Raw genomic sequence first — 14,879 nt, 5'->3', positions numbered from 1 at the left:
CGTGTTCGTGCGTGGTCGTCGGGGAATACCATTGCGCCATGCCCAACCCCTTCCACCTCGCCTTCCCCGTGACAGACCTCGAAGAGACCCGAACGTTCTACGGCGGCTTGCTCGGCTGCCCGGAGGGACGCAGCAGCGACCACTGGATCGACTTTGATCTCTTCGGCCACCAGATCGTGGCGCACTTGTCAGAGAAGGTGGAAGACCCGGCGCCGACCAATGCGGTGGACGGCCACGATGTTCCGGTGCCCCACTTCGGTGTCGTGCTGGGCATGCCCGAGTGGCGCTCGCTGGCCGACAAGTTACGCGCCGCCGGCGTCGAATTCGTGATCGAGCCCTACGTCCGCTTCGAGGGCCAGCCGGGCGAGCAGGCGACCATGTTCTTCCGCGATCCCTCGGGCAACGCGCTGGAATTCAAGGCGTTCGCGGATCGCTCGAGGCTGTTTGAGAAATAGCCCCGTTCGCCAGAAGGTCGGCAAGAGCGGGTTCGAGATCGGGAAACCGGAACTCAAAGCCCTCCTCGGCCAGCCGGCGGGAGACAACGTATCGCCCATACAACGCGAGCTCGGGATCGGTCTTCATGACGAGCGGCGCACCGAGTCGCACCATCCACGCGAAGGCGGGGAGCCCGACGGGCATGCCGATCCGCTTTCGCAGGGTGCGCATGAACTCGACCTGGGATACCGGGTTCGGAGCCGAGGCGATGTAGGTGCCGGCCATCTCGGCGTTGGTCAGCGCCCGCTCGAACAGGGCGTTCATGTCGGCCTCGTGGATCCAGCTCATGCCCTGCGTGCCCGAGCCGACACGACCACCAAGGCCAAGCCTGGCTAAGAACCGGAGCCGCGCGAGCGCGCCGCCGCCAGCCCCTCGATCGCGGCCGACGACGAAGCTGGTGCGGAGGACGACCTTCTTCTGCTCGGCGAGCGCACTGGCGTGGAAGGCCTCTTCCCACGCCCGGCCCACGAGCGGGGCGAGGCCCAAGCCAAATGGTGATTCTTCATCACAGACTACCGAGGGCGGGTCGCCGTAGATGTGGGCCGTGCTCATCTGCACCCACACCGGCGGCGGCGTGTTCACCGAGCGGACGGCCCGGCCCAGCACAGTGGTCGCCTCCACCCTCGACCGCAGGATCTCGTCGCGGTGGTCTGGCGTCTTGATGCAATCGACCGTGCGGCCGACGAGATTCACCAGGCCGCTTGCGCCGTCGAGTTCCTTCGCCCATTCGCCCAGCGTGCGTGCATCCCATTGGGCATGCCGCCACGGTCCATCGACCCTTAGCCTGCTGCGCGAGAGCACAACCACTGATGTACCCATCGCCGAAAGGTGATGCGCTAGAGACGTGCCGATGAAGCCGCTGCCACCGGCGATCACGACCTGGCCGTTTGTGTTCCCTCGATCCATGTTGGGGGAGGATAGCGAACGAACGCGGCCCCAAGCGTGGATGCTCGGGGCCGCTCAAGCAGTCGGTGCTGGGGGATGCTCGTCAACCGCCGGGGCGCTGGCCCCTCGGCGGGCGCTGCCCGCGTTCGCCCTGGCGTGGGCCGCGCGGCCGCTGGCCGTTCTCGCCACCGGGGGGCGGCCCGCCCCGGCGTTGTATCGAGGCGTCGGGCGTGCCGCGCCACATGCGGGGGATGCTGGGGAACGCCTCGGTGACAACGTAGTAGTACGTGCCCTCGGGGAACTCGGGCGTCACGCCGAAGCGGCCGTTGCACTCGTCCAGATCGCCGTGGCCCTCGACGTACTCGTAGTCGGCGCCGAACGTGCCGTCGTACGCCTCGCCCGGCCCATCCGGCGGCTCGGGGCGGTTGCCCTCCTTGAGCTTGTAGCTCGACCGCAGCTTGCGGATTTCGGAGCCCGCGTCACTCGCATCGCGATAGCCGTAGGGCCCGTAGATCGGGAAGCCGTCGAACGCCCAGCCGATCTGGATCATCCGCTCATCGACGGTGTGGCTGTGCCCGTGATCCCCATAATGCTCGTGATCCTGGCTCGCGAGTTCTTCGAGCAAGCCCGTCGGCACGCCGTGGTAGTGGTACTTGCCCGTGGGTTGCACGTGGGCGTGGTTCATGTCGATGCCGAACGGCACGCCGCCGCCCAGCGCGTCGTAGTTCCACTCCGAGCCGCCGCCGAAGGCCTGCGGGTTGTCGGCCGTCCAGAACTCGCCCGTGCCCGAGTCGAAGATCACGCCATTGACGCCGATGCCGAACTCGGGCCGGGCGGGGGTGGGTTGCTCGGTGATCTGCGGGTTCAGCGGCACGCGGTACTCGTGGGTTTGGGCACGCATCGCGTTCGGATTGCCATCATTCGGAAACGCGCCGGTCTCGTGCGTCGGCAGGCCGTTGGATCGGATCACCCGGTGCTCGCCCTGGATGGTGATGGTGACCTCGGGCGCGGGCAGATCGACGGCTTCCATCTGCCGGGGTTGGCGGCCCTGCTGCTGGTTCTGCTCGGGTTGGTCATGGTCGGGGTGGGCCTGCGCGAGGCCGGCGGCCAGCACGATCACCGCCATCGTGCGCACCGGAGTGTTTGCGGGCATGTGTGTTCTCCTTGGATGGCTGGGTGCTCGAACGAGCCGCCGACCACGCCCATCCAACGCCGCCGACGCCGGTCTATTGCGCCGCCAAGGAGGTTTGTGACACGAGAGCGAAAAATCGATCGATTAGCCACCCGTCTCGATGAGCCGCCAGCCCAGTTCGGCGTCGTTCTCGCCATCCTCGGGCGCGCGCTCGTCCTCTTCCATCCGCAACTCCCAGCAGCAGTGCCGGCCGTAGATGTCCTTGGGGTCCATGCTGGGCTCGGTCTCGCCGAACAGCGCGAACGTGGTCGAACCAACCAGGCCCACGCCCTCCTCGGGCTCCTCTCGCCAGTCGCCGTTGGGCTCGTAGCGATACTTGAAGATGCGCATCTCGCGCGTGTCGCCGGTGGGCGGCCAATAGATCGTCCGCTTGTCGAGCAACTCGATGGCATCGGGCGATTCGCCGAACTCGCTGGGGTGGCTAAGCCAGTTGCACATCTCCGCCAGGGCGACAAAGTCGGGCTCGCGTGCGGGCGGCGGTACCAGGTCTTCACGCCCCAGCTCCTCGAGGTAGTGCATCGCCTGCGTGGCCCGATTCGGGTCCAGGCATGCCCGGGCGATGGCGTCGAAGCCCTCCTGCCGGTCGAGCTTGGCCAGCATCCACGCGGCCTCGATGCGCACGCCGTCGTCGGCGTGCTGCTGCGCAAGCTCGAGCAACGCGTCGCGTTCGGCGTGTTGGATGAACGCAAGGGCCCCGCACGCGCTGTGCGCGTAGCTCTCTGTCTCGCCAGTGAGATACTCACGCAGACGCGCGACGCCCGCGTCCGAATCGAACGGGTGACGCTCGGCGTTGCCCTCCCGGCAGGCCTCGTTCGCCGCGTCGAGCAACGCGACGCCGACGAATTCCTCGGGCAACGGTTCGGCCAGCTCGCCAAACAGGCGATCCGCCTCGCGGTGGCCCTGCCCGAATGGCCCAAACACGATCGTCCAGAACCAGTTGTCGGCCTCGAAGCCGGCGCGGGCGGCTCGGATGATGCAGTCAACGCCCGCACGCTCGCCCAGGAGCGCGAGCAGCTTCATCCCGAACAGGATGTCGTGCGCCACGTTGCCGGCCTTCTTTGTGCCCACCGTCGCGTCGATCACACGCACGATCTCCTCGGTCGCGTCCGCGGCCATCGTCGGAATCGAATCGTCCTCGGGCGCCTCTTCCTGGAGATCGCCCAAGACGGCGTGGAACGCCTCGCCATGCTTCTCATTCTTCAACGGCGCGGGCACCGCACGCAGGCCGTCCATGATTTTCTCGATCCACGCCTTGTCGATGCCCATGCTCGGTCCTCCCCTTCGGTGTGAACCGAAGCATACCAGCAGATCACTCACCCGCCGCGCTCCGCCCCGCGACATGCCCGCTCGCCCACGCCCATTGGAAGTTGAACCCCCCGATCCGCCCGTCGACATCCAGGATCTCGCCCGCCAGCCATACATTCTCGCTCGCCCGGCTGGCCATCGTCGCGGGGTTGATCTCGCCGAGCGGCACGCCCCCGGCGGTCACCTCGGCGTGCGTGAAGCCGCGATCGCCCGAGACCTCAATCGGCGTACCCGCCAGCAGGTGCGCCAACTGGCGGCGCGGCTCGCGCGGAAGTTGGTTACCAAGGCATGCGGGATCGACGCCTGCTCGCACACATAACGCACAAGCAAGGCGCTCGGGCAGGTGCTCGCGAACAAACGCGAGTGGAGTGCGCTGGCCAAGCCCTTGCAGCGCGGCGTCGATGGTCTCGAATGGCTCATCGATCCAGCAGATGAACAGCGTCGCGCTGCGATCCTCGTGCCGTGCGGCGGTCAGGTAGCGCGACGCGTCCATCGGCCCCGGCCCGCTCAGGCCGAAGTGCGTACACAGCAAATCGTTCTCGAACCGTGCGAGCCGCTTGCCGGTGCTCGAGCGCACCTCGACGCCCGCCCGGCAGCTCACGCCGCTGAGCTCGGTGAGCCAGGCCGACTCTGGCCCGACAACGAGCGGCACCAGCGCCGGGAACACACGCTCGGTGATCGTGTGCCCCAACGCCCGCGCGATGGTGTACCCGCCACCGTCCGAGCCGCTGCGCGGGAGTGCCATGCCCCCGCTGCACAGCACGAGGCGATCGGTGCGCATCGTCTCGGTCGAGTTGGCGCGAGACAAGACGAAGCCGCCATCAACGCGCTCGACCTCGCGAACGCGCCAGGGGTGGACCAGTTCGACACCCAGCCGCTCGACCTCGCCCAGCAGCGCGCCGAGCACGGTCTGCGCCTTGTCGGTGGTGGGGAAGAGCTTGCCAGTGCCCTCGCGCTTGAGCGTGACGCCCAACTCCTCGAAAAACGCGACCGTGTCCTGGACGCCGAACGCGCGGAGCACCTTGCGGATCGTGTTCCGCGACGTGCCGGCGTACTGCTTCTCGTCGACGGCGTGGTGCGTCACGTTGCACCGCCCCCCGCCGGCGACGAGGATCTTGACGCCGATCTTGTTGGCGCCATCGAGCAGGACGATGCGGTTTTTGCCACCCCGATCGCGCACCGCCCGCCCCGCCGAGATGGCGGCCATCAGCCCCGCCGCGCCGGCACCGACGATGGCGATCGTGGGGGTGGTGGGGATCGTTGCTGGGCCTGGGCTGTTCACGGCGACAAGCGTAGAGGCCCGCCGGGCGGGTCCGGAAACGCCCGCCTGGCCCCAGCCGGATCGGCCCCGCTCCGGAACGGTCCATCATCGCTCCTGGGGGGGTTGCATCGATCGCGAACGGCTCGGGATCGATCCCGAACGGCTCCCCATCGATGGGCAATGATTCCCCTTCGAGGGGGAACCGTTCAAATTGCATTGGCAGCGCCTCAAATTCCATTGGCAACCGCTGGAATTGCAATTTCAGCGGCTGGAATCCGATCGGCAACGGTGTTCCTTCGAAGGGGAGCGATTCCCCTTCGAAGAGGAACGGCTGAAATTGTCGTGGCAGCCGTTCAAATTGTCGCGGTAACCGTTGGAATTCCAATTCCAAGAGTTCCCCCGCGATCTCACAACGTCCGGATTCTCGAAAAGCCGGCCCGCAAGGCCGGGTTCCCGCGTGTTCGTGTTATCCACGGGCCGAGCTGCTCCGCAGGGGGTGTGCTCCGCGGGGGGTGTCGCCGAGCCGCGTGGGCACGCGGACCAACGCCCGAGAAGCATCGAACGCGGGGGCCGCGAGGGGCTCTCAGGGGCATGAGAAGGGCCCGTGTTGGCGGGCCCGTGGGGGTGGTTCACCATGTCCGAGTCGCTTACGGCCCGGTCGCCCTGTCGTAGGCGTCCAGATCGTTCAGCATGTCGATCGCGTCGACCACCTCGTCCGCGTCGGTGTCGGCCCGCGGGTTGCCGGCATTGTAGCAATCGCTGTACAGCGCCAGGTCGTGCATGTCTGCGACGCTGTGCCTGCAACCAAGTCGGCCGTGAGACGGAATAGTTGGGCATGAAGCACGCCATCATCGCGTCGTGGTTGCTGTGTGCCATCGCCTCGGGCTTGACCCACGCCCAGGATCCCTGCGTGCCCCAACGCATAGAGCCACCAGTCGGCACGCCACCGGAGAAGTTTGGTTCCATGGTGGCCACGAACGACCAGTATTGGTTCGTCGCCGATGCCGCTGCTCAGACGCTGTGCCCGGGCTCAACGTTCGCCTGCTCGACCGGGGCCGTGCATGTGTATGAACTCGTCGATGGTCAACTTGAGTTCACCCAGACGCTCGTGCCGCCAGACATCGGCCTGGGGGACAATTATGGCTATGGCATGGCCGCTTATGGCAACAGACTGATCATCGGCGCGCCCAAGCACACCGTGCCGGGGGGCGTGCCGCTGCGTGGCTTGCTCTACGATTATGGCTTCGACGGCACGCGGTGGGTCGAGACCGCCCGAATCGAGCCGCCCGCTGAGGTGCAGGCCGACTTCGGCAAGCGGGTTGTGCTGCACGGTGACAGCATGATCGTGTGGAACCAGGTGACCCGGCCCGACGCCGTGTACGCGTACCGGCTAGTGGCTGGCGAGTGGGCGCACGTGCAGACCCTGTCGCCCGGGCCGGAGGCCTTCGCGTGGGACTACGGCCGCCGCATGGTGATGGACGACGACTGGCTGTTCGTCGCGGCCCCCGACGACGACACGATCACGGCGGGCGGCGGTTCGGTCTTCATCTACCAGCGCGAGGGCGACGGCACGTTCACGTTCTTCCAGAAGGTGATGGCCGACTTCTTTGGCCGCTTCGGCACCGACATCGCCTACAACGGGCGGTCGCTGCTGGTTGGCGTGCCGGCATACGCGCCCGAGCATCGATCGCAGGGTGGCATCTTCGCGTACTGGTTCGACGGCGAGGCGTGGGTGCTCGACCAGCGGATCACCCTGAACGACGCGAGGCGCAACGATGGCTTCGGGTGGCGAGTGTTGGTCGATGGCGGGGTGATGCTGGGGCGGGCCGACTTCAGGCTCGCGCCCGAGGGCCGCGGGGCCGTGTTCCAGTTCGAGCAACGGGCCGACGGCACCTGGCGCGAAGTGCGGCGGCTGGTGCCCAACCCACTGGACCGCACGGGCAACTTTGGCTTCGATATGGTCATCGACGGCGGGCTCGCGCTGGTCGCCTCGCTGGACGAGGTAACATCGAGCGGCGACGCGGACGGCGCGGCGTACCTATTCGACCTCTCTTGCAACCCATGCCCGGCCGACCTCGACGCCGATGGCGAGCTGACCATCTTCGACTTCCTGGCCTTCTTCAACGCCTTCGACGCGGGGCGGAGCGAGGCCGACCTCGACGGCGACGGCGAGTTCACGATCTTCGACTTCCTGGCGTTCCAGACGGCGTTCGACGCGGGGTGTGGGTAAGAAGGCATTGGGCAATAGGCATTGGGACCAGAATGGCCTTAACCGTCCGCCTCCGCCCCATTGCCTAATCCCTAATCCCAATCCCCTCCTCACCCCTTCCTGAACCCATGCACCGCGTGCCGCTGGGGCACGCCGAAGGCGCGTTCGGCCCGGGTGGCGCGATCCAGGGCGGCGTCGAAGGCGCGGGGGGCCAGCAGCATCGCGATCGGCGAGATCGGGCGGTCGTGCTCCTTGCCCGAGGCGGCCAGCGATCGCAGGCGGGCGCGGAAGCCGCGGCCACGGCCCATCGCCACGCTGAGCAGGATGAACGCCCGCTCGCCCTCGGGCAGGCGGCGCCACAGGCGGCCGAGCACCACGACCAGCATGGGCACGCCGATGGCCACCATGGTCAGGCCCAGTTGGACGGCCGGGGTGAGGTGGTCGGCCCACCCCGTGGTGCTGGCGGCTTCGGCGGCGGGGGCGTCGCCCGTGGGCGCGCCGGGGTTGAAGATCTCGACCGGGCCGATGTCGACCCCCTCCTGCGCCAAGACGCGGGAGGCCAGCAGCAGCAGCGCCGCGAGCACAACGCACTTCTTCACGCTACGGCTCCCTTCTGACGCTTGGCGGGCTGGGGCTTGGCCGACCCACGCCGCCAGCGTTGGCGGGCCTCGGCTTCCAGGCTGCCCATGCACGCGGTAGCGCGCGCCCGGGCGGTCGCGTCGCTGTCGTGCCGCGCCATGTCGGCGATGACGGCTGCCAGCTCGGTCCACCGGCGGCCCAGCGAGAGCTCGGGCCCACGCCGCAGCACGCGGCCGGCGACCCACAGGCCCGACACGCGGTGGGCCGGCCGCTCATCGCCCAGCATGCCGCGCAGCGCGGTCTCGCACGCCTGCCTGGTGCCGATGGCGGGCTTGCTCTCGACACCAACCAGCCCGGCGCGCACGGCGTTGGCCCGCACGCGCTGGTGCGTGTCGGCGGTCAATTCGATGAACCGCTCGCCGGGCGTCTCGATGAGCCCGCGGCGGCGGCGGTCGTCGAGCGCCTCGACCGCGTTGGCGCGCACGCGCGCCGCGGGGTACTGGCACGCGGCCTCCAGCGCCTTGCTCACCTCGCGGCCCGGCGAGATCGACAGCGCCCGCAACGCCGTGGCGGCCACGCGCTGGCGGTCGTCGTCCTCTGCAAGCCCGCCCGCGGGCCCGGCGGCCATGACGGCGGCCAGCAGCGCATCGCGCACGGCGTGGTGGCTCGCGGGCAGCCCGAGGCGGCGGACCATGGCGATGGCGTTGATGCGGTCGGCCGGCTCGCCCACCTCGATGGCCTCGATCAACCACGTGGCCTTCGGGTCGGTGCGCTTCATCGCGGCCCGGGCCGAGCACGCGGCCAGGGGCCCCGCCTGGCCCACGCCGGCGCGGCCGAGCTCCTGCCGGCCGATCAGCCGCACGGCCTCGTCGGGGTGCCGGTCGAGCGCGGCCATCCAGGCCTCGACGGGCTGGTTCGCCGCGGGCACGGCCTCGAGCGGTTCGCCCAGGCGGCTCATGGCCAGCACGGCCGAACGCGCGACGGCGCCATCGGGGTCGTACGCCAGGTCTTCGATCAGCGTGGGCGGCGCGAAGCGCACCAACGACAAACGCACGCGCGGGTCGTCGTCGTTCAAACGCGACGCCAGCACCCGGGCGCGGGTCATGCGGTCGATCTGCAAGGCCGCCAGCCACTCGGCCAGCCCCGCGCGGGCGGGGGCGTCGAGGCGTTCGATGGTCGCTTCATTGGGCACCGGGCAGGCCTCGGGCCAGTCGAGTGGCGGGTTTCCATCGGCATCGTCGGAAAGCTGGCTGGCGGTCTGGCGGATCTTGGGCCGCGCGTGCAGCGACGCGACCCGGCTGGCCCGCAATCGACGGCGGTTGAGGTACGCCCGCTCAAGCACAGCCTCATGCTCCGCCGGCGTGTTAGCCCGGCTCAGGCGATCACCGGCGGCCTGGGCCAGGTGGTCCATCACGATCCACGACAGCGACCGCTGGCGGGCCAGGCCAAGGTCGGCCTTCCTGAGAACGGTCCTGAGCGCGCCGTGGGCCGCGGTGGGCTTCTGGGCCAGCCAGTTCGAGAGCGGGGTGCCGATGCCCCGCCGGCCGGCCGACGCGCCCGCCTCGGTCAGCAACGCCAACGCCGCCAGCAGCACGCCGAAGCGCCGGTGCTCGTCGAAGTGGATCACCGCGTGGGCGATGACCTCCTCGACACCCTCAACGGTTGCTGGATCGTACATTTCCCCGTCGGCTTCGAGTTCGGGGCTGGCCACGCCCAACTCGGCCGCCCGGCCGGTTGCTCGCACCAGGGCTCGCTCGGCGGCCTGGGCCACGCCGCGGTCCTCGTCGGCCAGCATGGGGGCTACCAACCGCAGGGCGGCTAAGGAGCCCATCCGCCCGCCGATCAGTCCGGCGATCTCGGCGGCCGAGGCCCTCGCCCGCGGGTCGTTCATGCCCGCGGCCCGCTCGATGGCCCGCACCCAGCGGCCGGCTGGGCCGACGTCCAGGGCGGCCTCACGGAGGCCCTCGGGCACGGCCTGCCAGTGCCGGGTGAGCTGGAAGACCGCCTCCTGCCCCGCGGGCACGCCCTGGCCACCAAAGACGAGCTGGCCTCCCCGGGCGGTCAGGGCCGCGATGCCTACGGGCCCCTCACCCTTGCTGGCCCTCCGGATGAGCCATGCGGCCGCCCGCTGGCGATCGGCCCCCTCGAGCCAGGGGAGGGCCTCGCCCAGCGCGAGAGCTTTCAGGCCCGCCGGCAGCAGCCGGGCCTTGCGCAGGCCCTCGGAGCGCCCCAGGTCGCTCAGGCGTTCTAACGATGGGCTGGGACGGCTGGGGTCGGCCATGGGTCCTGCGGGGCACCTCACGAATGGGGAGTCAGGGAATCCATGCGAAAGATAGCGGCCCGCTGGCGGTTCGGAGCGGAGCGAGGCGCATTGGTTGGTATCGTCCGCTCATCGAGCAGGACGCCACAAGCCGGTGCGGGCCCAATCGGGCAGGAATGCCCGGCGCGGTCCGTGAGGGCCGCACCGCGTTGCCGCTCCTGGTTCCGGTGGGCCAGCATCTGGCCCCACGAAATCTTGAAAGGAGCCTTGCCATGTTGAGGAACACCTTGCAGCACCCCGCTATCCATCGGACCCCACGCCACGGCCCTACCGGGAAGCTGGCCCTGGCGGTGGGTGTGGCCGCGTCGGTCTTCGCCGCCGCGGCACCAGCTCTCGCTCAAGACGAGGTCCACGACGTCGCCAAGGGGGCTCCGGCTATCGTCGACGCATCGGGCGTGCGCCGGGCCGAGATTACCATCAAGAACAAGACCGGCGTGGATGCCACGGACGTCACCGCCTCGATCATCGACGGCAAGGGCGTTAAGATCGCCGCCGTCGACATCCAGGGAACCGAAAAAGACTTTGTCGACGACAACAACGACGGCCTGCTCGGCGACGGCGAGGACGACACCTCGTACGACAACGACGACGACCCCGGCACCGTGGTGAGTTCCATCCTCATGGGTGGCACCAAGACCGGAGCCGACAAACAAATCGCCAACGACGAGGAACGCACGATCGTCATCCGCTTCGATGGCCCCACGCCCGACGGGGCCAAGATCCGCGTCCGGCTGTCGACCATCACCGATGATGGAACACACGCCGACATGCTCTCCATCGCCCCGATCGTCCCCGGCGGCCCAGGTACCCCCGGCGGCATGGGTTCGGCCACCCTCGACATCGGTGGCGCCTCGGCCCAGATCGCCACGGGCATCACCAACGTCGGCGATGGGCCGATCGGGGGCATCCAATTCTTCGATCCCGGCTCCGAGCCGTTCTTCCCGCACTGGTGGCCGCCCCGACGCGTGCACGCCATGGGCGAGCGACATGCCGACTGGTGGCTCGACGGCGAGGATCGCCTGAACCTCGTATTCGACCGGCCGGTCGAGCCCGGCGAGACGGTCGAGGTGGGCCTGAGCCTCGCCGCGCCGGTGTATCCGCGTTCGGAGGGGTCCGCCCTGGTGATCGCCTCGATGCCCGTCCCGCGCTGCTACGCCGATTTCGATGGCGATGGCGAGCTGACCATCTTCGACTTCCTGGGCTTCCAGAACGCGTTCGTGTCGGGCGACGCCAGCGCCGATTGCACCGGCGACGGCGTGCTGAACATCTTCGACTTCCTCTGCTTCCAGAACGCCTTCGCGGCCGGTTGCCCCTGAGCCCAAGACTCCGGATCCCTCTTCGGAGGGATGCAATCCAGCCCCGCCCGGGCCCATGTCCGGGCGGGGTTCCTACTATTGACGCATGCTGGCCGCGCCACGAATTATCTCGCCCCGCTGAGGGGCCCCACGCCGAGCCGCTTCCTCTATTGCGGGCCGTCCGCCCGCGCTCGTACCATCCCAGCCCTTGCCCCCTCTGCCAGACGGCCCGAGCCCACCCGGGCTTTGGCGGCCCCATCGGAGCGTGACCAGATGACCGAATCGACCCAGCCAAAGCCCAACAAGACCAAGGCCGACGCTTCCGGCAACAAGCCCGACAAGAACAAGTACCGCCAGAGCCTCAACCTGCCCCAGACCGACTTCCCCATGCGGGCCGGCTTGGTGACCAAGGAGCCCGCCAGCGTTGAGCGGTGGCAGAAGGCGGGGGTGTATCAGAAGCTCCGCGAGCAACGAAGCGACGCCCCCGACTTCGCCTTCCACGACGGGCCGCCCTACGCCAACGGGTCGATCCACCTGGGCCACCTGACCAACAAGACCCTGAAGGACTTCGTCGTCCGCAGCCAGACCATGATGGGCAAGGACTGCCCATTCGTGCCGGGGTGGGACTGCCATGGATTGCCCATCGAGCACAAGGTCATGGGCGAGCTGGTCAAGAGCAAGAAGATCAAGGATCTCGACGGGCTCGACGTATGGGAACGCCGGGCGCAGGTGCGGGCCGAGTGTGAGGCCTACGCCAAGAAGTACGTCGACTTGCAAACCGGGCAGATGATCCGCCTGCTGACGCTCGCGGACTACGAGAACCCGTACCTGACGATCCAACCTTCCTTTGAGAAGGCGGTCACCGAAGTGCTCGCCGACCTGTGCGAGCGCGGATTGGTGTACCGCGCGCTCAAGCCGGTCCACTGGTCCATCGCCAACGAGACCGCCCTGGCCGAGGCCGAGCTCGAATACATGGACCGCGAGGACACCTCGGTGTTCGTCGACTTCGAGGCCGCCGACAAGGAGAAGGTCTACGACGCCTTCGGCATCCCCGACGCCGAGCGTCCCGGCCAGACGCCCAGCTTCATGATCTGGACCACCACGCCCTGGACGCTGCCGGCCAACCTGGCCGTGGCGGTCGGTGCCAAGTTCACCTACGTGCTCGCGCGCATCGATGGAAACCTGACCGTGGTGGCCGAGGCGTTGCTCGACACCGTCGCCAAGCTGGGCAAGGCCGAGGACGTGCACGTGCTCGCGAAGACCACGGGCTCGTCGCTGGTTGGCCTGAAGTACCGCCACCCCTTCCAGCAATACACGCCCGGCGGCGAAGAGTGCGCGGAAAACTGCTGGACCATCTACGACGCCGAGTACGTGACGCTCGAGGACGGCACCGGCCTGGTCCACACCGCCCCGGGCCACGGCACCGAGGACTACGACACCGGCAAGCGCGTGGGCCTGCCGATCTACTGCCCCGTGCTGGGCAACGGCACCTACGACGAGACCACCCCCGAGTGGCTGCGCGGCCAACACATCTGGAAGGCCAACGACGCCATCACGGAGCGTTTGCGCGAGAGCGGGCATTTGTTCCATAGCGCCAAGTTCATGCACAGCTACCCGCACGACTGGCGCAGCAAGACGCCGGTCATCTTCCGCAGCACCGAGCAGTGGTTTGTGAGCATCGACGGCAAGTTCACCGTCGACGGCGACGACAAAAAGTCCCTGCGCGAGCGGTCGCTGCGCTCGGTCGACGCCGAGAATCCGCAGAGCGTCAACTTCCACCCCGCCTGGGCGCGCAATCGCCTGCGTGGCATGCTCGACAGCCGCCCCGACTGGTGCATCAGCCGCCAGCGTGCCTGGGGGCTGCCCATCCCCGCATTCCATACCAAGGACGGCGCTGCTGTGCTCACGCCAACGCTGGTGCGTGAGATCGCCAACGTCTTCGGCGAGCGCGGTTCCGATGCGTGGTTCACCGAAAGCCCAAGTGAGTTGCTGGCAAATTGGAATCCGGCGGATGACGCCGACTTGTCCGACGAACTCAAGAACCTCAGCAAGGGCGAGCTACTCAAGGGCGAGGACATCCTCGACGTGTGGTTCGAGAGCGGCGCGACGTGGAACGCCGTCATGCGCCACCGCCTGGGCGTCTTCCCGTCCGAGCTCTATCTGGAAGGCTCCGACCAGCACCGCGGCTGGTTCCAATCGAGCCTCGCCTGCTCGATCGCATCGACCGGCAAGCCGCCCTACAAGGCCGTGCTCACCCACGGCTTCATGGTCGATAAAGACGGCCAGAAGCTCAGCAAGAGCCGCGGCGACACCATCGAGGCGCTGTTCACCAAGTACGGCTGCGATGTCCTTCGTTGGTGGGTCGCCTCGCTCAGCTACGAGAACGACGCCAAGGTCGACGACGAGTTCTTCAATATCGCCGGCGAGGCCTACCGCAAGGTGCGCAACACCCTGCGCTTCCTGCTGGGCAACCTGGGCGATTTCGAGCCAAGCCAAGCGGTCGACCTCAAGACCATCGAGCCCACAAGCATCGACGCCTGGGCGCTCGCCGAATTCGACAAGCTCACCAAGGACGTGCTCGCCGCCTACGAACGCTACGAGTTCCGCGTCGCCCACGCGAAGCTCTACGCCTTCTGCAACGACACCCTGAGCGCCATCTACCTCGCGGCCATCAAGGACCGGCTGTATTGCGACAAGGCCGACAACGCCCGCCGCCGGCGCACGCAGACGGTGTTGCACCACATCACCGACGGCCTCTGCCGCCTGCTGGCGCCCATCCTGCCCCACACCGCCGACGAGGCCTTCCGCGCCCTCCGCCGCGTGCCGGCCGAGGATATCGACACCTGCGTCCACCTGGAGACCGCCTTGGGCACCACCGGCGTTCAGGCCGATCCACGGTGGGCCAAGATCATGGACCTCCGCGATACCGCCCTGGCGGCCATCGAACAGGCCCGCGGCCCGGCCGACAAGGGCGGCATGGATATCGACAACCCCCTCGACGCCTGGGTCACCCTGCCCAGCACGGATAACCTGCTCGAGAGCTTCGACCCCGTCGATCTGGCCGACCTGCTCGGCGTGAGCAAGGTCGAGGTGGTCGAGGGCGACGGCCAGGTCGCCGTTACCGATCGCCGGAGCGAGCCCCGCTGCGAGCGATCCTGGAAGCGGGATGGCACGGTCAAGGAACGCTCCGATGGCGGCCTGCTGAGCGACCGCGACGCCGAGGCTGTGGGCGTCGCGTGATCAAGTCTTCTGATTCCAAGGCGCAGGGCCTGCGCGTGTGGTCGGGATGTTGACGGCAGGAAACGTCCGAGAACTGTGAACCCGGACATGTTGCCCAA

At 68.3% G+C, this 14,879-nt stretch carries 10 protein-coding genes; 4 read left to right on the top strand and 6 right to left on the bottom strand.

The features are described from left to right. Positions 1–38: 38 nt before the first annotated feature. Positions 39–455: a VOC family protein gene (locus tag NCW75_12510; GenBank protein ID UYV12112.1), complete on the top strand. Its 417-nt coding sequence runs from the start codon at positions 39–41 to the stop codon at positions 453–455. Here the strand turns inward: NCW75_12510 and NCW75_12505 are convergent. From NCW75_12505 to NCW75_12490, 4 genes are all read right to left on the bottom strand, one after another. Further along, positions 415–1,401: a DUF1731 domain-containing protein gene (locus NCW75_12505; GenBank protein UYV12111.1), complete on the bottom strand. Its 987-nt coding sequence runs from the start codon at positions 1,399–1,401 to the stop codon at positions 415–417. The two genes, NCW75_12510 and NCW75_12505, sit on opposite strands and share 41 nt — an antisense overlap. An 82-nt stretch (positions 1,402–1,483) precedes the next feature. Further along, entirely contained in the window at positions 1,484–2,533 is a 1,050-nt protein-coding gene (locus tag NCW75_12500) for a YHYH protein (protein UYV12110.1), read from the bottom strand. 123 nt (positions 2,534–2,656) lie between these two features. Then, positions 2,657–3,838, bottom strand: a complete 1,182-nt coding sequence (locus NCW75_12495) for a HEAT repeat domain-containing protein (protein ID UYV12109.1) — start codon at positions 3,836–3,838, stop codon at positions 2,657–2,659. Positions 3,839–3,881: 43 nt separating this feature from the next. Continuing rightward, complete coding sequence (locus tag NCW75_12490) at positions 3,882–5,159, bottom strand: aminoacetone oxidase family FAD-binding enzyme (GenBank protein ID UYV12108.1); 1,278 nt, start codon at positions 5,157–5,159, stop codon at positions 3,882–3,884. Positions 5,160–5,973: 814 nt separating this feature from the next. On the opposite strand from NCW75_12490, the gene NCW75_12485 reads away from it, so the two are divergent. Then, positions 5,974–7,368 (top strand): hypothetical protein, encoded by a 1,395-nt coding sequence (locus NCW75_12485; protein ID UYV12107.1) that lies wholly within the window; start codon positions 5,974–5,976, stop codon positions 7,366–7,368. Positions 7,369–7,457: 89 nt separating this feature from the next. On the opposite strand, the gene NCW75_12480 is transcribed toward NCW75_12485, so the two are convergent. Together NCW75_12480 and NCW75_12475 are read right to left on the bottom strand one after the other, a co-directional pair. Then, positions 7,458–7,946: a hypothetical protein gene (locus NCW75_12480; protein ID UYV12106.1), complete on the bottom strand. Its 489-nt coding sequence runs from the start codon at positions 7,944–7,946 to the stop codon at positions 7,458–7,460. Further along, complete coding sequence (locus NCW75_12475) at positions 7,943–10,207, bottom strand: hypothetical protein (protein ID UYV12105.1); 2,265 nt, start codon at positions 10,205–10,207, stop codon at positions 7,943–7,945. Before NCW75_12475 ends, NCW75_12480 begins: the two co-directional genes overlap by 4 nt. Before the next feature lie 251 nt (positions 10,208–10,458). On the opposite strand from NCW75_12475, the gene NCW75_12470 reads away from it, so the two are divergent. Further along, a complete protein-coding gene (locus tag NCW75_12470; GenBank protein ID UYV12104.1) occupies positions 10,459–11,562 on the top strand; it encodes a hypothetical protein in 1,104 nt (367 codons plus the stop codon). 252 nt (positions 11,563–11,814) lie between these two features. Continuing rightward, complete coding sequence (gene ileS, locus NCW75_12465) at positions 11,815–14,781, top strand: isoleucine--tRNA ligase (GenBank protein UYV12103.1); 2,967 nt, start codon at positions 11,815–11,817, stop codon at positions 14,779–14,781. The last annotated feature ends 98 nt before the right edge of the window (positions 14,782–14,879 follow it).

The organism is Phycisphaera sp., assembly GCA_025916675.1.
In the GTDB taxonomy this organism is placed as follows: Bacteria; Planctomycetota; Phycisphaerae; order Phycisphaerales; family UBA1924; genus JAHCJI01.
Note: the sequence above shows the minus strand (reverse complement) of the source record. Positions and strands in the feature narration are given on the sequence as shown.

What these genes read in the sequence shown, in the direction of transcription:
- NCW75_12475 (UYV12105.1), bottom strand. Translation starts at nt 10,207, where the DNA reads ATGGCCGACCCCAGCCGTCCCAGCCCATCGTTAGAACGCCTGAGCGAC.
- NCW75_12495 (UYV12109.1), bottom strand. Translation starts at nt 3,838, where the DNA reads ATGGGCATCGACAAGGCGTGGATCGAGAAAATCATGGACGGCCTGCGT.
- NCW75_12510 (UYV12112.1), top strand. Translation starts at nt 39, where the DNA reads ATGCCCAACCCCTTCCACCTCGCCTTCCCCGTGACAGACCTCGAAGAG.
- NCW75_12470 (UYV12104.1), top strand. Translation starts at nt 10,459, where the DNA reads ATGTTGAGGAACACCTTGCAGCACCCCGCTATCCATCGGACCCCACGC.
- ileS (UYV12103.1), top strand. Translation starts at nt 11,815, where the DNA reads ATGACCGAATCGACCCAGCCAAAGCCCAACAAGACCAAGGCCGACGCT.
- NCW75_12500 (UYV12110.1), bottom strand. Translation starts at nt 2,533, where the DNA reads ATGCCCGCAAACACTCCGGTGCGCACGATGGCGGTGATCGTGCTGGCC.
- NCW75_12485 (UYV12107.1), top strand. Translation starts at nt 5,974, where the DNA reads ATGAAGCACGCCATCATCGCGTCGTGGTTGCTGTGTGCCATCGCCTCG.
- NCW75_12505 (UYV12111.1), bottom strand. Translation starts at nt 1,401, where the DNA reads ATGGATCGAGGGAACACAAACGGCCAGGTCGTGATCGCCGGTGGCAGC.